This window comes from Streptomyces sp. 11-1-2 (assembly GCF_003595545.1).
In the GTDB taxonomy this organism is placed as follows: Bacteria; Actinomycetota; Actinomycetes; order Streptomycetales; family Streptomycetaceae; genus Streptomyces; species Streptomyces hygroscopicus_B.
Window position 1 is genome coordinate 1,377,403 of the sequence record NZ_CP022545.1, and the last position, 20,289, is coordinate 1,397,691.

At 69.0% G+C, this 20,289-nt stretch carries 12 protein-coding genes and 1 pseudogene; 9 read left to right on the plus strand and 4 right to left on the minus strand.

Features of this window, described 5'->3' with window-relative positions; all coding sequences use genetic code 11:
* The first annotated feature begins 10 nt into the window (after positions 1 to 10).
* From dnaE to argG, 8 genes and pseudogenes are all read left to right on the plus strand, one after another.
* Complete coding sequence (dnaE, locus tag CGL27_RS05585) at positions 11 to 3,541, plus strand: DNA polymerase III subunit alpha (protein ID WP_119984989.1); 3,531 nt, start codon at positions 11 to 13, stop codon at positions 3,539 to 3,541.
* Positions 3,542 to 3,620: 79 nt separating this feature from the next.
* The gene (locus CGL27_RS05590) at positions 3,621 to 4,619 is read left to right on the plus strand and encodes a LacI family DNA-binding transcriptional regulator (protein ID WP_205587627.1); all 999 of its coding nucleotides are present in this window, start codon (positions 3,621 to 3,623) and stop codon (positions 4,617 to 4,619) included.
* 226 nt (positions 4,620 to 4,845) lie between these two features.
* Entirely contained in the window at positions 4,846 to 6,189 is a 1,344-nt protein-coding gene (locus CGL27_RS05595) for a sugar ABC transporter substrate-binding protein (RefSeq protein ID WP_119984993.1), read from the plus strand.
* Between the two features lie 4 nt (positions 6,190 to 6,193).
* Positions 6,194 to 7,149, plus strand: a pseudogene (locus CGL27_RS05600) (sugar ABC transporter permease).
* The gene (locus tag CGL27_RS05605) at positions 7,146 to 8,021 is read left to right on the plus strand and encodes a carbohydrate ABC transporter permease (protein WP_078638749.1); all 876 of its coding nucleotides are present in this window, start codon (positions 7,146 to 7,148) and stop codon (positions 8,019 to 8,021) included. The pseudogene CGL27_RS05600 and the gene CGL27_RS05605 overlap by 4 nt, the downstream one beginning before the upstream one ends.
* Before the next feature lie 30 nt (positions 8,022 to 8,051).
* A complete protein-coding gene (locus CGL27_RS05610; RefSeq protein WP_119984995.1) occupies positions 8,052 to 9,650 on the plus strand; it encodes a glycoside hydrolase family 13 protein in 1,599 nt (532 codons plus the stop codon).
* Between the two features lie 53 nt (positions 9,651 to 9,703).
* Positions 9,704 to 11,893, plus strand: a complete 2,190-nt coding sequence (locus CGL27_RS05615) for a discoidin domain-containing protein (RefSeq protein ID WP_119984997.1) — start codon at positions 9,704 to 9,706, stop codon at positions 11,891 to 11,893.
* Positions 11,894 to 12,042: 149 nt separating this feature from the next.
* Entirely contained in the window at positions 12,043 to 13,491 is a 1,449-nt protein-coding gene (gene argG / locus CGL27_RS05620) for an argininosuccinate synthase (RefSeq protein WP_119984999.1), read from the plus strand.
* A 323-nt stretch (positions 13,492 to 13,814) separates the two neighbouring features.
* Here the strand turns inward: argG and CGL27_RS05625 are convergent, their stop codons facing one another.
* Entirely contained in the window at positions 13,815 to 15,677 is a 1,863-nt protein-coding gene (locus CGL27_RS05625) for a glycoside hydrolase family 9 protein (RefSeq protein ID WP_119985001.1), read from the minus strand.
* Positions 15,678 to 15,919: 242 nt separating this feature from the next.
* Positions 15,920 to 17,194 carry a glucarate dehydratase family protein gene (locus CGL27_RS05630; RefSeq protein WP_119985003.1) on the minus strand — a complete coding sequence of 425 codons (1,275 nt, stop codon included), beginning with the start codon at positions 17,192 to 17,194 and terminating at the stop codon, positions 15,920 to 15,922.
* 215 nt (positions 17,195 to 17,409) lie between these two features.
* Between CGL27_RS05630 and CGL27_RS05635 the strand changes: the two genes are divergently transcribed.
* Positions 17,410 to 18,765, plus strand: coding sequence for an MFS transporter (locus tag CGL27_RS05635; RefSeq protein WP_119985005.1), 1,356 nt, complete (start codon positions 17,410 to 17,412; stop codon positions 18,763 to 18,765).
* Positions 18,766 to 18,882: 117 nt separating this feature from the next.
* Here the strand turns inward: CGL27_RS05635 and CGL27_RS05640 are convergent, their stop codons facing one another.
* Positions 18,883 to 19,203: an NIPSNAP family protein gene (locus CGL27_RS05640; protein ID WP_119985007.1), complete on the minus strand. Its 321-nt coding sequence runs from the start codon at positions 19,201 to 19,203 to the stop codon at positions 18,883 to 18,885.
* Positions 19,204 to 19,276: 73 nt separating this feature from the next.
* Entirely contained in the window at positions 19,277 to 20,230 is a 954-nt protein-coding gene (locus CGL27_RS05645) for an NADP-dependent oxidoreductase (protein WP_119994260.1), read from the minus strand.
* Between the last annotated feature and the right edge of the window lie 59 nt (positions 20,231 to 20,289).

Here is a 20,289-nt window from a genome sequence, read left to right on the forward strand (position 1 = left end):
GGGGGAAGGAGTGGCACCGCCTTTCACTCATCTGCATGTGCACACGCAGTACTCGCTCCTGGACGGCGCGGCCCGGCTGAAGGATCTCTTCGCGGCCTGCCAGGAGATGGGCATGTCGCACCTCGCCCTGACGGACCACGGCAATCTGCACGGCGCGTACGACTTCTTCCAGCAGGCCATGGCCTCGGGCGTGACGCCGATCATCGGGATCGAGGCGTATGTCGCCCCGGAGTCGCGGCGCACCAAGCGCAAGATCCAGTGGGGGCAGCCCCACCAGAAGCGCGATGACGTCTCCGGCTCGGGCGGCTACACCCACAAGACGATCTGGGCGGCGGACACCACCGGGCTGCACCATCTGTTCCGGCTGTCGTCGGACGCGTATGCGCACGGCTGGCTGCAGAAGTGGCCGCGGATGGACAAGGAGGTCATCGCCGAGCACGCCGAGGGGCTGATCGCGTCGACCGGCTGCCCGTCCGGTGAGCTGCAGACCCGGCTGCGCCTGGGCCAGTTCGACGAGGCACTGAAGGCCGCCTCCGAGTACCAGGACATCTTCGGCAAGGACCGGTACTTCCTGGAGTTGATGGACCACGGCATCGAGATCGAGCGCCGGGTCCGGGACGGGCTGCTGGAGATCGGCAAGAAGCTGGACATCCCGCCGCTGGTGACGAACGACTCGCACTACACCTATGCGGACGAGGCCGCGGCACACGATGCGCTGCTGTGCATCCAGACCGGCAAGAGCCTCTCCGACCTGGACCGCTTCCGCTTCGACGGCACCGGCTACTACCTGAAGTCCACGGAGGAGATGTACGCCATCGACTCCTCGGACGCCTGGCAGGAGGGCTGCCGCAACACCCTGCTGGTCGCCGAGCAGATCGACACCACCGGCATGTTCGACAAGCGCGACCTCATGCCGCGGTTCGAGGTGCCCGAGGGCCACACCGAGGTCACGTGGTTCCGCGAGGAGGTCCGGCGCGGGATGGCCCGGCGCTATCCGGGTGGCGTACCGCAGGACCGCCAGAAGCTGGCCGAGTACGAGATGGACATCGTCATCCAGATGGGGTTCCCGGGCTACTTCCTCGTGGTCGCCGACTTCATCATGTGGGCCAAGCAGCAGGGCATCGCCGTCGGGCCGGGCCGTGGCTCGGCGGCCGGTTCGATCGTCTCGTACGCGATGGGCATCACCGACCTCGACCCGGTCGAGCACGGGCTGATCTTCGAGCGGTTCCTCAACCCCGAGCGCGTGTCCATGCCGGACGTCGACATCGACTTCGACGAGCGCCGGCGGGTCGAGGTGATCCGCTATGTGACGGAGAAGTACGGCGCCGACAAGGTCGCCATGATCGGCACCTACGGCACCATCAAGGCCAAGAACGCCATCAAGGACTCCGCCCGGGTGCTGGGCTATCCGTACGCGATGGGCGACCGCATCACCAAGGCCATGCCCGCCGACGTCGGCGGCAAGGGCATCCCGCTGGCCGGCATCACCGACCCGGAACACCCGCGGCACTCCGAGGCGGGCGAGGTGCGGGCGATGTATGAGAACGAGCCGGATGCGCGGAAGGTCATCGACACCGCCAAGGGTGTCGAGGGCCTGGTGCGGCAGATGGGTGTGCACGCCGCCGGTGTGATCATGTCGAGCGAGCCGATCGTGGACCATGTCCCGGTCTGGGTGCGGCACACCGACGGCGTCACGATCACGCAGTGGGACTACCCCACCTGTGAGTCGCTGGGCCTGCTGAAGATGGACTTCCTGGGCCTGCGCAACCTCACCATCATGGACGACGCCGTCACGATGGTGCGCGCCAACAAGGGCGTCGACCTGAAGCTGCTCGATCTGCCACTGGACGACCGCAGGACCTTCGAGATGCTCGGCGGTGGCCACACCCTCGGCGTGTTCCAGTTCGACGGCAGCGCGATGCGCTCGCTCCTGCGGCTGATGAAACCCAACCAGTTCGAGGACATCACCGCCGTCACCGCCCTGTACCGGCCCGGCCCGATGGGCATGAACTCGCATATCAACTACGCGCTGCGGAAGAACGGCCAGCAGGAGATCACCCCGATCCACCCGGAGCTGGCGGAGCCGCTCCGGGAGGTCCTCGACATCACCTACGGCCTGGTCGTCTACCAGGAGCAGGTACAGAAGGCCGCCCAGGCCCTCGCGGGCTACTCACTCGGCCAGGCCGACCTGCTCCGCCGCGCCATGGGCAAGAAGAAGCAGGAGGTCCTGGACAAGGAGTTCATCCCGTTCCGGGACGGCTGCCGGGAGCGCGGCTACTCCGACGAGGCCGTGCGGGCGGTCTGGGACGTACTGGTGCCCTTCGCGGGCTACGCCTACAACAAGGCGCATGCGGCCGCCTACGCGCTCGTCTCGTACTGGACCGCGTATCTCAAGGCCAACTACCCCGCCGAGTACATGGCGGCGCTGCTCACCTCGGTGCGTGACGACAAGGACAAGTCGGCGGTCTATCTGAACGAGTGCCGTCGTATGGGCATCAAGGTGCTGCCGCCGAACGTCAATGAGTCCGAGGCCAACTTCACCGCTCAGGGTGATGATGTGATCCTCTTCGGCCTCACGGCGGTCCGGAACGTCGGTCAGAACGTGGTGGAAGCGATCATCCGTGGCCGTAAGGCCAAGGGGAAGTACGCCTCGTTCCCGGACTACCTGGACAAGGTCGAGGCGGTCGTGTGCAACAAGCGCACCACGGAATCGCTGATCAAGGCGGGCGCGTTCGACGAGATGGGCCACACCCGTAAGGGGCTCACGGCGCACTACGAGGCGCTGATCGACAATGTGGTCGCGGTCAAGCGCAAGGAGGCCGAGGGGCAGTTCGACCTCTTCGGCGGCATGGCCGGTGACGGCGCGGACGGCGAAGGGCCGGGCTTCGGCCTCGACGTCGAGTTCTCGGACATCGAATGGGACAAGCCGTATCTGCTCGCCCAGGAGCGGGAGATGCTCGGTCTCTACGTCTCCGACCACCCGCTCCTCGGTCTGGAGCGGTTGCTGGCCGGCACGGCGGACGCCACCGTCGCGCAGCTCACCGGCGGTGACTTCGCGGACGGCGCGGTCGTCACGGTCGGCGGGATCATCTCCGGTCTGCAGCGCAAGATGACCAAACAGGGCAACGCCTGGGCCATCGCCACCGTGGAGGACCTGGCCGGCTCCATCGAATGCATGGTCTTCCCGGCCACCTACCAGCTCGTGTCGGCCCAACTCGTCGAGGACACGGTGGTGTTCGTCAAGGGCCGTCTCGACAGACGCGAGGACGTGCCCCGGCTGGTGGCGATGGAACTGGCGGTCCCCGACCTGAGCGCCCGCCATGCCCCGCTGCGCCTGGAGATGCTCGAAGCGCGGGTGACACCGCGCTCCGTCCAGCAGCTCAAGGAGATCCTCCAGGCCCACCCGGGACCGACCGAGGTACATCTGCTGGTGCGTGGCCGGGCCAGGACCACGGTCTACCGGCTGGGCTACCGTATCGGCATCCGGCCCGAGTTCTGGGCGGATCTCAAAGCGGCGGTGGCCGTCACCCGGGCGACATGAGCCGGGCCACCACCGGGGTCGTACGATCTACTCCCCCATTACGCAAGCGACTTGCAATTCTTGCGCTACGCTTGCGTGCATGACGCGACGACTTGCTGAAGTGGCGAAGAAGGTCGGTGTCAGCGAGGCCACGGTCAGCCGGGTGCTCAATGGCAAGCCCGGAGTCTCCGAAGCCACCCGGCAGGCGGTGCTGTCCGCGCTGGACGTCCTCGGCTACGAGCGGCCCACCCAGCTGCGGGGCGACCGGGCGCGGCTGGTCGGGCTGGTCCTGCCCGAGCTGCAGAACCCCATCTTCCCCGCGTTCGCCGAGGTCATCGGCGGGGCGCTGGCGCAACTGGGGCTGACTCCGGTGCTGTGCACGCAGACCAAGGGCGGGGTCTCCGAGGCCGATTACGTGGACCTGCTGCTGCAACAGCAGGTTTCCGGGGTGGTGTTCGCGGGCGGGCTCTTCGCGCAGGCCGACGCGCCGCATGACCACTACCGGCTGCTCGCCGAGCGCAATATCCCGGTGGTGCTGATCAACGCGGCCATAGAGCATCTCGGCTTCCCTGGCGTTTCCTGCGACGACGCCGTGGCCGTGGAGCAGGCGTGGCGGCATCTGGCCTCCCTCGGCCACGAGCGGATCGGGCTCGTGCTCGGCCCCGGTGACCATATGCCGTCGGCGCGCAAGCTGGCCGCCGCGCGCACGGTCGCCGGCCGGCTGCCGGACGAGTTCGTGGCCCGGGCGATCTTCTCGATCGAGGGCGGCCACGCCGCGGCCTCCCGGCTGATCGACCGGGGGGTCACGGGCATCATCTGTGCCAGTGACCCGCTGGCTCTGGGGGCGATCCGGGCGGCGCGGCGCAAGGGGTTCGGCGTGCCGTCGCAGGTGTCCGTGGTCGGCTACGACGACTCCGCGTTCATGAACTGCACCGAGCCGCCACTGACCACCGTCCGCCAGCCCATCGAGGCCATGGGCAGGGCGGCCGTGGAGCTGCTGAACGCACAGATCGGCGGCGCGGCCGTACCGTCCGAGGAACTGTTGTTCGAGCCGGAGCTGGTGGTGCGCGGCTCCACCGCGCAGGCGCCACGGGAGTGAGCGCGGGGCCTGTCGAGATGCGGTCGACAGGGGGGCGACAGGTGGTCGGCAGGCGCGCGACAGGCTCAATCCACTTGATCCACAGTCCAGTTGAATAATTACAGAATCTACGCGACATCTTGCGGCCCGTTGTCGACGGTGCTTGAGTGTGCGGCGCACTCACGGTTGTGTGCGCCCCGCTCGCGGCCGTGGGGGCTTCCCTGCTCCTGTACAGAGGGGTCCACCCATGAGAAGCACCGGGTTCCGCCGTACGCTCATCGCGCTCAGCGCCTGCTCCCTCGCCCTCACCGCCTGCGGAGGGTCGAACGGCGACTCGGCGGGCGGAAAGACGCGTATCACCGTCAACTGCATGCCGCCCAAGAGCGCCAAGGTCGACCGCAAGTTCTTCGAGGAGGACATCGCCTCCTTCGAGAAGCAGAACCCGGACATCGACGTCGTCGCGCATGACGCGTTCCCCTGCCAGGACCCGAAGACCTTCGACGCCAAGCTGGCCGGCGGCCAGATGGAGAACGTGTTCTACACGTACTTCACCGACGCCCGGCACGTCGTCGACATCAACCAGGCGGCCGATCTCACTCCGTACGTCAAGGAGTTGAAGAGCTACCCCACCCTCCAGAAGCAGTTACGCGACATCTACACGGTCGACGGCAAGGTCTACGGCATCCCGCGCACCGGCTACTCGATGGGCCTGATCTACAACCGCGAGCTCTTCGAGAAGGCCGGACTCGACCCCGACAAGCCGCCGATGACCTGGGAAGAGGTCCGCGCCGATGCCAAGAAGATCGCCGCGCTGGGCGCCGGCACGGTCGGCTACGCGGACTACAGCGCACAGAACCAGGGCGGCTGGCACTTCACGGCGGAGCTGTACGCACAGGGCGGCGACGTCATCAGCGCCGACGGCAAGAAGGCCACCATCGACACCCCCGAGGCGCGCGCCGTCCTGCGGAATCTGCATGACATGCGCTGGGTGGACGACTCGATGGGCAGCAAGCAGCTCCTCGTCATCAACGACGCCCAGCAGATGATGGGCTCGGGCAAGCTGGGCATGTACCTCGCCGCGCCCGACAACATCCCGATCCTGGTGAAGGAGAAGGGCGGCAGCTACAAGGACCTCGCCATCGCCCCCATGCCCGGTGGCAAGGGCACGCTCATCGGCGGCGACGGCTATATGTTCCAGAAGAAGGACACCCCCGCCCAGATCCGGGCCGGCCTCAAGTGGCTCGACCATATGTTCCTGACCCCCGGCAAGGGTTTCCTCGGCGACTACGTCCGCGCCAAGAAGAACGACGCCCCGGTGGGCCTGCCCGAGCCGCGGCTGTTCACCGGCGCCGCCGACGCCAAGGACCAGCAGGTCAAGAAGGCCAACGCCAATGTCCCCGTGGACAACTACCAGACCTTCCTGGACGGCAATCAGAAGCTGCGGATGAAGATCGAGCCGCCGCACGCCCAGCAGATCTACTCCGTGCTCGACGGAGCCGTCTCCGCCGTCCTGACCAAGAAGGACGCCGACATCGACCAGCTCATCGAGGACGCCTCCGGAAAGATCGACAGCATCCTGGCCCGGGGCTGACCCGATGACCAAGACCGCTGCGCGGCCGCCCGCCGAGGCGATCGCCGTCCACCCAGTGCAGGCGCCGCCCCCGGCGGGGGTCGGGGGCGGCGCCGCCTCGCCGACCAGGCCCGCGCCTACGGCTTCCTCCTCGGCGGTCTCGTCTGCTTCGCGCTGTTCTCCTGGTACCCGGCGATCCGCGCGGTCGTGATCGCCTTCCAGAAGTACACGCCCGGCTCGTCCCCCGAATGGGTGGGCACCGCCAACTTCACCCGGGTCCTGCACGATCCGGAGTTCACCGCGGCGTGGCGGAACACCCTCACCTTCACGCTGCTGGCGCTGGTCATCGGCTTCGCGATCCCGTTCCTGCTCGCCCTCGTCCTCAATGAACTCCGGCACGCCAAGGCGTTCTTCCGGGTCGTGGTCTATCTGCCGGTGATGATCCCGCCGGTGGTCAGCGCCCTGCTGTGGAAGTGGTTCTACGACCCCGGCGCCGGGCTGGCCAACGAGGCGCTGCGCTTCGCGCATCTGCCCACCTCGAACTGGTCCAACGGCGCCGACACCGCCCTGGTCTCCCTCGTCATCGTCGCCACCTGGGCCAATATGGGCGGCACCGTCCTGATCTATCTGGCGGCCCTGCAGTCCATCCCCGGTGAGCTGTACGAGGCGGCCGAGCTGGACGGCGCGAGCCTGCTGCAGCGCGTCCGCCATGTCACGATCCCCCAGACGCGGTTCGTCATCCTGATGCTGATGCTGCTGCAGATCATCGCGACGATGCAGGTCTTCACCGAGCCCTTCGTGATCACCGGCGGCGGCCCGGAGAACGCCACGGTCACCGTCCTCTACCTCATCTACAAGTACGCCTTCCTCTACAACGACTTCGGTGGCGCGTGTGCGCTGAGCGTGATGCTGCTCGTGCTGCTCGGCGCCTTCTCCGCCCTCTATCTGCGGCTGACCCGCTCAGGGGAGGACGAAGCGTGAGCACCCGGACCCTCGTCTCCCCCGCCGCCCTGGCCCGCCCCCGCGGCCGGGCCGTCTACTGGACGGTCTTCACGGCCGTGGTGGTGCTGTTCGCGATCGCCTTCCTCTTCCCCGTCTACTGGATGGTGACCGGTGCGATGAAGTCGCCGGACGAGGTGGCGCAGACCCCGCCCAGCCTCGTCCCGAAGCAGTGGCACTCCACCGGCTACACCGACGCCTGGGACCTGATGCAGCTTCCGCAGCATCTGTGGAACACGGTGGTGCAGGCGACCGGTGCCTGGCTGTTCCAGCTCGTCTTCTGTACGGCCGCCGCCTACGCCCTGTCCAAACTGAAGCCCGCCTTCGGCAAGGTGATCCTCGGTGGCATCCTCGCCACGCTGATGGTCCCGGCCCAGGCGCTGGTCGTGCCGAAGTATCTGACCGTCGCCGATCTGCCGCTGATCCACACCAGCCTGCTCAACGACCCGCTCGCGATCTGGCTGCCGGCCGTGGCCAACGCCTTCAACCTCTATCTCCTCAAGCGGTTCTTCGACCAGATCCCGCGCGACGTCCTGGAGGCCGCCGAGATCGACGGCGCCGGAAAGCTGCGCACCCTGTGGTCGATCGTGCTGCCCATGTCGCGTCCGGTGCTCGGCGTCGTGTCGATCTTCGCGCTGGTCGCGGTGTGGCAGGACTTCCTGTGGCCGCTGATGGTCTTCTCCGACACCGGCAAGCAGCCGATCAGCGTCGCACTCGTCCAGCTGTCGCAGAACATCCAGCTGACCGTGCTCATCGCCGCGATGGTCATCGCCAGCATCCCGATGGTCGCGCTGTTCCTCGTCTTCCAGCGGCACATCATCGCCGGGATCAGCGCGGGCAGCACGAAGGGCTGATATCGCCCCCTCGACAGAAAGGCATCCACCGTGGCCCAGCCCACCCCTGCCCGGACGCCCCACGACTGGTGGCGCTCCGCCGTCATCTACCAGGTGTATGTGCGCAGCTTCGCCGACGGGGACGGCGACGGCACCGGCGACCTCGCGGGCGTCCGCGCCAGGCTGCCGTACCTCGCCGAACTCGGCGTCGACGCGCTGTGGTTCAGCCCCTGGTACCAGTCGCCCATGAAGGACGGCGGCTATGACGTCGCCGACTACCGCGCCATCGACCCGGCCTTCGGCACCCTGGCCGAGGCGGAGAAGCTCATCGCCGAGGCCCGGGAGCTGGGCATCCGCACGATCGTCGACATCGTGCCGAACCACGTCTCCGACCAGCACCCCTGGTGGCGTGCCGCCCTCGCCGGCGGCCCCGAGCGCGAGCTCTTCCACTTCCGCCCGGGCCGCGGCGACCACGGTGAACTGCCGCCGAACGATTGGAAGTCGGAGTTCGGCGGCCCGGCGTGGACCCGGCTGCCCGACGGCCACTGGTATCTGCATCTGTTCGCCCCCGAGCAGCCGGACCTCAACTGGGCGCACCCTGCCGTACGCCAGGAACACGAGGACATCCTGCGCTTCTGGTTCGAGCGGGGCGTCGCGGGCGTCCGCATCGACTCGGCCGCCCTCCTGGCCAAGGATCCCCGGCTGCCCGACTTCGTCGAGGGCCGCGATCCGCATCCGTACGTCGACCGCGACGAACTCCATGACATCTACCGCTCCTGGCGCGGGGTGGCCGATGAGCACGGAGGTGTGTTCGTCGGTGAGGTGTGGCTGCCCGACAGCGAGCGCTTCGCCCGCTATCTGCGCCCGGACGAGCTGCACACCGCCTTCAACTTCTCCTTTCTGGCGTGCCCCTGGGAGCCCCGGCGGCTGCGGGCGTCGATCGACGAGACGCTCGCCGAACACGCTCCGGTGGGCGCGCCCGCCACGTGGGTGCTGTGCAACCACGATGTGACCCGCACGGTCACCCGCTACGGGCGCGAGGACACCGGTTTCGACTTCGCCACCAAGGTCTTCGGCACCCCCACCGACCTCGCCCTCGGCACCCGGCGGGCGCGGGCCGCCGCCCTGCTGTCGCTGGCCCTGCCCGGCGCCGTCTACGTCTACCAGGGGGAGGAACTGGGCCTGCCCGAGGCCGACATCCCCCGCGACCGCATCCAGGACCCGATGCACTTCCGCTCCGGCGGCATCGACCCGGGCCGCGACGGCTGCCGGGTGCCGCTGCCGTGGGGGTCCAAGGCGCCGTACGCCGGTTTCGGCTCGCACCAGGAGCCGTGGCTGCCGCAGCCCGCGCACTGGCCGGCGTACGCGGCCGATGCGCAGGAGGCGGACCCGGGGTCGATGCTCGCCCTCTACCGCGAGGCGATCCGCATCCGCCGCGCCACCCCCGGTTTCGGCGACGGGCCGCTGACCTGGCTCCCCTCGGCCGACGGTGTCCTGGCCTTCGCCCGTGACAACGGCCTGATCTGCATGGTCAACCTCGCGGACACCCCCGCCGAGCTGCACGGCACCTCCCGGCTGCTGCTCAGCAGCGGCCCGCTGGACGACCAGGGCCGCCTTCCGCAGGACACGGCGGCCTGGCTGCTCGCCTGAACCACCCCCACCGCACCGCGCTATCCCCACCCCCACCACGAAGGGATCAGCACATGCACAGCAGCAGCATCGCATCGGCATCCGCCAGGCGCTTGTCGGCGATCGGCGTGGCCGTCGCCCTGGCGGCCGGCATGCTCGTCACCCTGACCCCCACGGCCGCACACGCGGCGGCGGGCGCCGCCCTGCCCTTCACCTCGGTCGAGGCCGAGTCGGCCACCACCACGGGTACGAAGATCGGCCCCGACTTCACCCAGGGCACCCTCGCCTCCGAGGCGTCCGGTCGCCAGGCCGTCCGCCTCGCCACCGGCCAGCGTGTCGAGTTCACCGCACCGCGCGCCGCCAACGCGGTGAACGTCTCCTACAGCGTGCCCGACGGCCAGTCGGGCGCGCTCAACGTCTATGTCAACGGCACCAAGCTGGCCAAGACCCTCACGGTCACGTCCAAGTACTCGTATGTGGACACCGGCTGGATCATGGGCTCGAAGACCCACCACTTCTACGACAACGCCCGGCTGCTGCTCGGCCAGAACGTCCAGGCCGGTGACAAGATCGCCTTCGAGGCAGCGACGAATGCCCAGGTCACCGTCGATGTGGCCGATTTCGAGCAGGTCGCGGCGGCGGCGAGCCAGCCCGCCGGATCGGTCTCGGTCACCTCCAAGGGCGCCGACCCCAGCGGGCAGGGCGACTCCACCCAGGCGTTCCGGGACGCCATCGCCGCCGCCCAGGGCGGCGTGGTCTGGATCCCGCCGGGTGACTACAAGCTGACCTCCTCCCTGAGCGGTGTCCAGAACGTCACCCTGCAGGGCGCCGGCGGCTGGCACTCCGTCGTGCACAGCTCGCGGTTCATCGACCAGACCAGTTCCTCCGGCAACGTCCACATCAAGGACTTCGCGGTCATCGGCGAGGTCACCGAGCGCGTCGACTTCAACCCGGACAACTTCGTCAACGGCTCGCTCGGCCCGGGCTCCAGTGTGTCGGGCATGTGGATCCAGCATCTGAAGGTCGGTCTCTGGCTGACCGGCAACAACGACAACCTCGTGATCGAGAACAACCGCATCCTGGACACCACCGCCGACGGCCTCAACCTCAACGGCAGCGCCAAGGAGGTGAGGGTCCGGAATAACTTCCTGCGCAACCAGGGCGACGACTCGCTCGCCATGTGGTCGCTGAACTCCCCGGACGTGAGCAGCAGCTTCGAGAACAACACCATCTCGCAGCCGAACCTCGCCAATGGCATCGCGATCTACGGCGGCAGGGACATCACGGTCAAGAACAACCTGATCTCCGACACCAACGCGCTGGGCAGCGGCATCGCCATCTCCAACCAGAAGTTCCTGGACCCGTTCCACCCGCTGGCCGGCACCATCACGGTCGACGGCAACACGCTCGTGCGCGCGGGCGCCATGAACCCCAACTGGAACCACCCGATGGGCGCCCTGCGCGTCGACTCCTACGACAGCGCGATCGACGCCACCGTCAACATCACCAACACGACCATCACGGACAGCCCGTACAGCGCCTTCGAGTTCGTCTCCGGCGGCGGCCGGGGCTACGCGGTCAAGAACGTCAATGTGACCGGCGCGACCGTGACCAACCCCGGAACGGTCGTCGTCCAGGCCGAGGCGCAGGGAGCGGCGAAGTTCAGCAATGTCACCGCCTCCAGCGTCGGCGTGGCGGGCGTCTACAACTGCCCGTTCCCGGCCGGTTCGGGCACCTTCGAGGTGGCCGACGGCGGCGGCAACTCCGGCTGGAGCAGCACCTGGTCGGACTGCTCCACCTGGCCCCAGCCCGGCCAGGGCAACCCGGACCCCGACCCGGGCCGCAACCTCGCCAAGGGCCGCCCGGCCACCGCGACCGGCTCCCAGGACGTCTACACCCCCGGCAAGGTGGTCGACGGCGACGCCGGGACCTACTGGGAGTCGGCCAACAACGCCTTTCCGCAGGCCCTGACCGTGGACCTGGGCTCCAGCCAGGCCGTCCGCCGGCTGGTGCTGAAGCTGCCGCCCTCCTCGGCGTGGGGTGCCCGTACCCAGACCCTGTCCGTGCTGGGCGGCGCCGATGGCTCCGCGTACTCGACGGTGGTGGGCTCGCAGGGCTACCGCTTCGACCCGGCGACCGGCAACAAGGTCACCGTCGACCTGCCCGGCACCACGCAGGTGCGCTACCTGAAGCTCAATGTCACCGGCAACACGGGCTGGCCGGCGGCCCAGCTCAGTGAGGTGGAGGCGTACCTGACCTCGTGACCCTCGCCCCCGCGCTTCGCCGCCCGAAGCCGCCCGGAGCCACTCGGACGCCCCGGTTCCCGGCCCGGCGAAGCGCGAGACGCGGCGCTGGATCACGAGCATTACCAGGGGCGCTTGCATGATCATGCATAAGACTGCATACTCCTGCTGTGTCCAAAGTTCTCACCTCCCTCCCTGTCGGCGAACGCGTCGGGATCGCCTTCTCCGGCGGCCTCGACACCTCGGTAGCGGTCGCGTGGATGCGCGACAAGGGCGCGGTGCCCTGCACCTATACCGCCGACATCGGCCAGTACGACGAGCCCGACATCGCCTCGGTCCCCGGGCGCGCCACGACGTACGGCGCGGAGGTCGCCCGGCTGGTCGACTGCCGGGCGGCCCTGGTGGAGGAGGGGCTCGCGGCCCTTGCCTGCGGGGCGTTCCACATCCGCTCCGGCGGCCGCAGCTACTTCAACACCACCCCGCTCGGGCGGGCGGTCACCGGCACTCTGCTGGTGCGCGCCATGCTCGAGGACAATGTGCAGATCTGGGGCGACGGCTCCACCTTCAAGGGCAACGACATCGAGCGGTTCTACCGCTACGGCCTGCTGGCCAACCCCTCCCTGCGGATCTACAAGCCGTGGCTGGACGCCGACTTCGTCAGCGAGCTCGGCGGCCGCAAGGAGATGTCGGAGTGGCTGGTCGCCCATGACCTGCCCTACCGGGACAGCACCGAGAAGGCCTACTCCACCGACGCCAACATCTGGGGCGCGACCCACGAGGCCAAGTCGCTCGAGCACCTCGACACGGGCATCGAGCTCGTCGAGCCGATCATGGGCGTACGGTTCTGGGACCCGGCGGTCGAGATAGCGGCCGAGGACGTCACGATCGGCTTCGAGCAGGGCCGCCCCGTGACGATCAACGGCAAGGAGTTCGCCTCCGCCGTCGATCTGGTGCTGGAGGCCAACGCCGTCGGCGGCCGGCACGGCATGGGCATGTCCGACCAGATCGAGAACCGCGTCATCGAGGCCAAGAGCCGGGGCATCTACGAGGCACCGGGTATGGCGCTGCTGCACGCGGCGTACGAGCGGCTGGTCAACGCGATCCACAACGAGGACACCGTCACCACCTACCACAGCGAGGGACGGCGGCTCGGCCGGCTGATGTACGAGGGCCGCTGGCTGGACCCGCAGGCGCTGATGGTGCGCGAGTCGCTGCAGCGCTGGGTCGGTGCGGCGATCACCGGCGAGGTGACCCTGCGGCTGCGGCGCGGCGAGGACTACTCCATCCTGGACACCTCCGGACCGGCGTTCAGCTACCACCCGGACAAGCTCTCCATGGAGCGGACCGAGGACTCGGCCTTCGGGCCGGTGGACCGGATCGGCCAGCTGACCATGCGCAATCTCGACATCGCCGACTCGCGCGCCAAGCTGGAGCAGTACGCCGGTCTTGGCATGGTCGGCAACGCGCATCCGGCGCTGATCGGCGCCGCGCAGGCGGCCTCGACCGGGCTGATCGGCGCGATGCCACAGGGCGCCTCCGAGGCGATCGCCTCGGACGGACCTGTGTCCGGGCAGGACACGCTGCTCGACCGCGCCGCGATGGAGTTCGGCGCCGACTAGGTCTTCGCTCCAGCGCGCGACAACGGCCAGGACACCCCTCGACGGGGCGTCCTGGCCGTGCGCTTTCCCTGGTGGCACGAGAGGTATTGACGCCCCGGGTGAGTCCTCTATCACCCAGGGCGTCCGAAAGACCGGGCAGCATTCGACATATCGAACGCACGCGCCGTACGCACCCAGCACGACAGCAACTCGCAACTCCCCTGGCGGCTGGGACTGCTCACCCAGACGAACGCCACCTGCTGACCACTCCCGCATACGCCAAGCGGCGCGACACCCCCGCTCGGGAGGTGCCGCGCCGCCGGAGGGGCCGGGCGCGGGCCGGGTCAGCCCACGGGCTTGCCCGTCGCACCGTCGCCCAGGCCATCGACATACCAGGCGATCCAGGCCAGCGGAGCGTTCCAGTTGATGGTGATCTCGTTGGTGGAGTACGCCATCAGGCTGTCGGTGTAGCACATCGCCGGGGCGCAGCCCTTCAGCTTCTTCTTGGCGACCTCGTCCTGCAGCCCGGAGTTCGGGCCACCGGCCAGCGAACCGGGCGCCGGATGCGGCAGCTTGTGGTCACGCTGGTGCGCCCAGAAGCGGTGGTGCTGGTTGTGCGAGTTCCGCTCGCCGTAGCCGGTGACATAGGACTGGTTGAGCGGATTTCCGCCCAGCACGTAGTCCATGCCACGGAGCACCGCGTCGAGGTAGCGGGGCTTGCCCGTCAGGTCGTGCGCGGTGGCGAGCACGATCATGTTGTTCAGCACCTGACTGTTGGAGCCCCACTCGTACTTGCCGTCCTTCGGCGCGTACGGAACCCCGTAGGCCGACTTCGCGGAGTCCGCGGCGTAGCGGTCGGCGGCCTTCGTCACCATCGTGCGCACCTCGGCGCGCTGCTTCGCGGTGAGCTTGTTGGGGACGGTGGCCAGGTCGAGCGCGCCGAGGCCCGCGGTCGAGGCCCACGACATGCCGCCACCGCGCGGGAAGAGGGCGTCGACGTCGTGGTGCAGCGGCGAGTCGAGCACCGCCTTGGCATAGGCGTGATCGCCGGTGCTCAGGAACAGCTCGGCCGCGGCCCAGTAGAACTCGTCGCCCACGTACCGGTCGCCGTAGGCGCCGCCGCCCGTGGAGTCCTTGTCGCTGGCGAAGATCTTCGGATGTGCCTTGGCCGCGTCCCACGCGGTCCGGGCCGCGTGCAGGCAGCGGGCGGCGAACTCCGGGTCGTAGGACTTGAAGACGCGGGCGCTCTGCGCGGCGGAGGCGGCCAGGTTGAGCGTGGCCGCGGTGGACGGCTTGTGCAGCTCACGCTGCTGCTTGTCCTGGTCGGGCCGGGTCGGGAACCCGGTCCACTGCTTGTCGTGCACCTTGTGGAACGCCATCCCGGCGAGCGGCTTGCCCTGGGGCACCTGCATGCGCAGGAGGAATTCCATCTCCCAGCGGGCCTCGTCCAGGATGTCCGGGACGCCGTTGCCGCGCTCGGGCACCCGGAGCCGGCCGTCGCCGAGCGGCGCGGGGTCGACGCCCTTGGTGGTGTGGGTGCGCTCGTACGCGGACATCAGCTGGGCCACCGAGATACCGCCGTTGACGACGTATTTGCCCTGGTCACCGGCGTCATACCAGCCACCGGAGACATTCCGGCGGTAGTCGCACACGCCCTTCTGGCACGGGACGTCGGTGTCGCCCCGGTGCGGGGCCGCCTTGTCATGGCCCGCGGGACGGGCGTACTTCGGGCCCACGAGGTCCGCGTCGATCTTGATGCCGCTGCGGTTGTGGTAGAAGTACGCCAGCGCGTCGCTGCGCAGCGAGCGGTAGAGGTGGTCACCGATGGTGAACGGCTCGCTCTTCTTCCCGCCGATGGTGACGGTGTACCCCTCGCCCGCGTCGGTGACCTTGCCGAAGTCGAAGGTCTGGACGTTCTGCCGGGAGCTCGGGTCGACGCCCGCGGGGTGGGTGGTCCCGCTCGCCCGCTTGGTGCCGTCGGCGGCCCGGAGCGTCCAGGTCAGCGGCTTGGTGGCAGTCGTGACGACGGTGCCCTTCTTGGGGCCGTGGGTCAGATAGCCGACCTGGTTCACCCGCACCGGCGAGCCGGTGTCGGCCTTGGGGGCGGCCGTCCCGGAGCCGTGCCGTGCGTGGTGGCCCACGGCGCCTGCCGCGGGTGCGGTCAGCGCGCCGACGGCGAGGCCGGCCGCGATCGCCGCGCTCAGCATGCGCCGGCGGCGGCGATCGGTCCGATCAGGGGCGGTACGTACGCGAGGAGCAGAAGACAAGTCTCAGCACTTCCGAGGGTTTCGGCGTCTTTTTCCGTCCCTCAGAGGCTAAGAAAACGTCCTGGCCTGCAGCTTCGTACGCTTAGCCGAAATCCGGGTACACCAGGTGGCCGAGGCCCGCCTCCTTCAATCGAGGTATTCGGGCAGGTGAGCAGGGGTGGCGGCGGGCTACCAGCGGGCGCCTACCAGCGGGCGAGGTCGGCCTGGAAGGACGGGTCGAAGCGCCGCATGTACCCGGTGTCATCGCGGTTGCGCTGTCCGCAGTGGACGTACTGCTCGTGCAGCCGCGCCAGGGCGTCGGGGTCCAGTTCCACACCGAGGCCGGGGGCGGTCGGCACGGGCACCGAGCCGTCGGTGAACGTCAGCGCGCCGTCCACGATCACGTCCTCGGTCTTCCAGGGCCAGTGGGTGTCGCAGGCGTAGGTGAGGTTCGGGGTGGCCGCGGCCAGGTGGGTCATCGCGGCCAGACTAATCCCCAGATGCGAGTTCGAGTGCATGGACAGGCCCATGCCGAAGGTGTCGCAGATACCGGAGAGCAGCTTGGAACGGCGCAGGCCGCCCCAGTAGTGGTGGTCGGAGAGGACGACCTGGACGGCGTCGGCGGCCACCGCGGGGGCCAGCTCGTCGAAGGCGACCACGCACATGTTGGTGGCCAGTGGCATGGGGACCTCGCGGGCGACCGCGGCCATGCCGTCGATCCCGGGGGTGGGATCCTCCAGGTACTCCAGCACGCCGTCGAGCGCGCGCCCGACCTTCACCGACGTCTGTGTCGTCCAGACGGCATTGGGGTCCAGGCGCAGCGGATGGTCGGGGAAGGCGCGGCGCAGCGCCCGTATCGCCTCGATCTCCTCCTCCGGGGGCCTGACGCCGCCCTTCAGCTTGATCGCGGTGAAGCCGTAGTCGTCCACCATCTGCCGGGCCTGCGCCACGATGGCGTCGGGGTCGAGGGCCTCGCCCCAGGAGTCCGGCTCCTGGCCGGGGTGGGCGGCCCACTTGTAGAAGAGGTAGGCGCTGAACGGGACCGCGGACCGCACGGCGCCGCCGAGCAGGTCGCACACCGGGCGCCCGACGGCCTTGCCCTGGATGTCCAGGAGTGCCACCTCGAACGGGGAGGCGACCCGGTCGACGGTGCTGCTGGTGGTGATCATGCCGGTGAGCCCGGAGCCACCGGCGCCGCCCACCCGCTCGATGACCCGCTGGACGCGCTGGTGCAGCTCCTCGGTGGCGAAGGCGTCGAGCCCGACGATCTCGTGCCGGACGGCCGCGAGGCGCTCCAGGTGGAGCTCGTCCGCGTAGGTCTCGCCGAGCCCGGTCAGACCCGCGTCGGTGTGGATCTGCACGATCGAGCGGAGCGCGAAGGGCTCGTGGACGCCGACGGAGTTGAGCAGGGCCGGGTCGCGGAAGGCGACGGGGGTGATGGTGACATCCGTGATGCGCAGGGGTGCTCCGTCAAACATCGACGTCCATTCATATGGTTGAACAGATGGTAGGTGTGTGAACCCTACCAAGGGGCTTGCCCGGGTCAGGAGAAGGCAAACCACCAGCCATAACTCATGTGCAGTCCCACGGAATTGTTGCTTCCGGAGTCATTGACCGGCAGGAACGGGTGATCGTAAAGTCTGCACACACTTCATGAGTGTTCAAGTTTATGAACGATGCGAGGAGAGCCGGCATGGTGAATCCACCCGCCCCCGACCCTGATCCGGCCGCCTCCTCGGAGCTCGTCGAACGGGCCGTGACCAAGTTTCTGCGGCGTGTGATGCCCATCTTGGTCCTCATGCTGGTGGTCAACCAGATGGACCGCACCAACGTCGGCTTCGTCCAGGACGACCTCAAGGCCGACATCGGCATCGGAAGCGCCGCCTACGGACTCGGCGCCGGTCTGTTCTTCATCGGCTACGCCCTGCTCGAAGTCCCCAGCAACATGCTGATGGAGCGCTTCGGCGCCCGCGTCTGGCTCACCCGGATCATGATCAGCTGGGGCGCGGTGACCCTCGCCATGTGCTTCATGTCCGGGGCCACCTCCTTCTACGTGCTGCGGTTCCTGCTGGGCATCGCGGAGGCGGGGTTCTTCCCCGGTGTCATGTACTACCTCACCACCTGGCTGCCGGACTCCGCCCGCGGCCGGGCCAGCGCCCTCTTCCTCGGTGGCTCCGCGACCGCCTACATCGTCACCGGCCCCATCAGCGGCGCACTGCTGGAAATGCACGGCCTGGGCGGATTCGCCGGCTGGCGCTGGATGTTCGCGCTGGAAGGCGCCATCTCGATCATCGTGGGCATCGTCGCCGCCTTCTTCCTCGTCTCACGGATCCAGGACGCCCGCTGGCTGACCGGCGAGGAGAAGGCCGCCCTCGGCGCGGCGGTCGGCCGGGACCGCGAGGCGCGCAGCCGCGAGCCGCAGGTGTCCCGGCTGCGCCTGGTGGTCCACCCCCAGGTGGCGCTGCTGACCGGCGTGTTCTTCGCCATGGCGCTGACCGGATACGCGATCACGTTCTGGCTGCCGAGCCTGGTCGACGACATCGGCGGGCTCTCGTCCTTCCAGATCGGGCTGCTCACGGCCATCCCGTGGATCTGCGCGGTGATCGCGATGTACACGATGAGCCGCTACACCGACCGCATGCCGGACCGGCGGCCCTACCTCGCCGTCGTCCTGGTGCTGTCCGCCATCGGCACCTTCCTCGCCACTCTCGGCTCCCCGTGGTTCGGCCTCGCGGCCGTCACCCTGGCCGCCATCGGCAGCAAATGCGCCGCCAACCTCTTCTGGCCGCTGGCCCAGTCCACGCTCGACCTCAGGGTCACGGCCGCGGGGCTCGCCGTCGTCAACTCCCTCGGCAACCTCGGGGGGTTCGTCTCCCCGACCCTCTTCGGCTACCTGGAGGAGACGACGGGCAGCACCAACGGCGGCCTCTACGCGCTCTCCGCGGCCTCGCTGCTCGCCACCGTCGGCGTGTACTTCCTGCGCCGCGGCAGCGGCCAGGGCGACGCCGAAGCCGCCACCCCCGTCCCCGCCCGGACCGTCTCCGGGTGACCCCGGCGCGCCCGCCCGGAACCGTGTGGTTCCGGGCGGGACGGGACCGTCGAGCGTCACCGGCGGACAGCCGTGGCCGTGGCCGTCATGATGCGCTCATCGGTGCGGCCGACGCGGTCAGCGAAGTCCGGAAGCCGACGTGGGCACGGCACGGGTGACCTGGATCTTCTCTCGGAACATCAGTTCCTCGACCCGGGGGCCGATCTCCTGCTGCCACCGCTCGCTCTGGTAGACCGCCGCGTACAGCCGCTCCCGCTCCGCCTCGTCGGCGAAGCGCCGCATCCACACGTAGCCGTCGGGATCCTCCTCGTCGATGAACGAGGCGATGACGTTCATCCCCTTCGACTCCTGGAAGGGGACGATCACCTCTTCGAAGAAGCTGACCCATTCCTCCCGGTGGCCGGGCCTGATCTGGTAGCGGCGGATCTCGTAGAACATGCGCGTCTCCTTCGAGCTGATGTGATGGGTGGTGCGAGAGGGCCTCGGGCGTCCGCCGTCGGCACGCAGCGGGTCAGGCGCCGACGCGGAGGACCAGCTTGCCGCGGGTGTGGCCGTCCTCCCCCTGGCGGTGGGCGCGAGCGGCCTCCTCCAGCGGGAAGACCTCCTCGACCTCGACCGCGACCTCGCCCTTGTCGATGAGTGCGGCGATCGTGGCGAGGGCGGCACCGTCCGGCTCGACGAGGAAGGCGCTGGTGCGCATCCCACGGGCGTCGGCGGCCTGCTGCACCTCGGGGCTGACGCCACTGGGGACGGCCACCAGCAGTCCGCCCTTCCTGAGCACCTTCAGGGAACGGGTGCTGGTGGCGTCGTGCTCCTCGCCCAGGAGGTCGATCACCACATCGACGTCCTCGACCGTGTCCTCGAAGCGCTGCGCGGTGTAGTCGACCAGCTCCGCCGCCCCGAGCCGGCCGAGCCATGCGTGCCGGCTCTCCCGGGCGGTCCCCACCACCCGCGCCCCCAGGTGCCGTGCGAACTGGACGGCGAAGTGCCCGACGCCACCGGCGGCGGCGTGCACCAGAACCCGCTGCCCGGCCGTCACATGCGCGGTGTCCACCACGATCTGCCAGGCCGTCAGCGCCGCCAGCGGCACGGCGGCCGCCTCCTCATGGCTCAAGGTGGCCGGCTTACGGGCGAACTGGCGGGCCGGAGCCGTGACGAACTCGGCGTAGCCACCGGCCTGACGGGGGAACCAAGGCATGCCGTACACCTCGTCGCCGGGAGCCAGCGTGGTCACCCCGAATCCGACTTCCTCGACCACACCGGAGACATCCCAGCCCAGGGTGAACGGCGGCTCGCCGAGCACACCCGCCATACCGCCGCCCTGACGGGTCTTCCAGTCGACCGGGTTGATACCGGCGGCGTGCACTCGCACCAGCACCTCGGTGGGCAGCGGCTCCGGCCGCGGGACCTCCGCGACCCGCAGCACCTCCGGGCCGCCGAGCGCGTCCTGCACCACCGCACGCATCATGGACCTGGCCACGTGTGCCTCCTGAGCTCATCGTTCTCGTCACGCCCGCTCTTCCG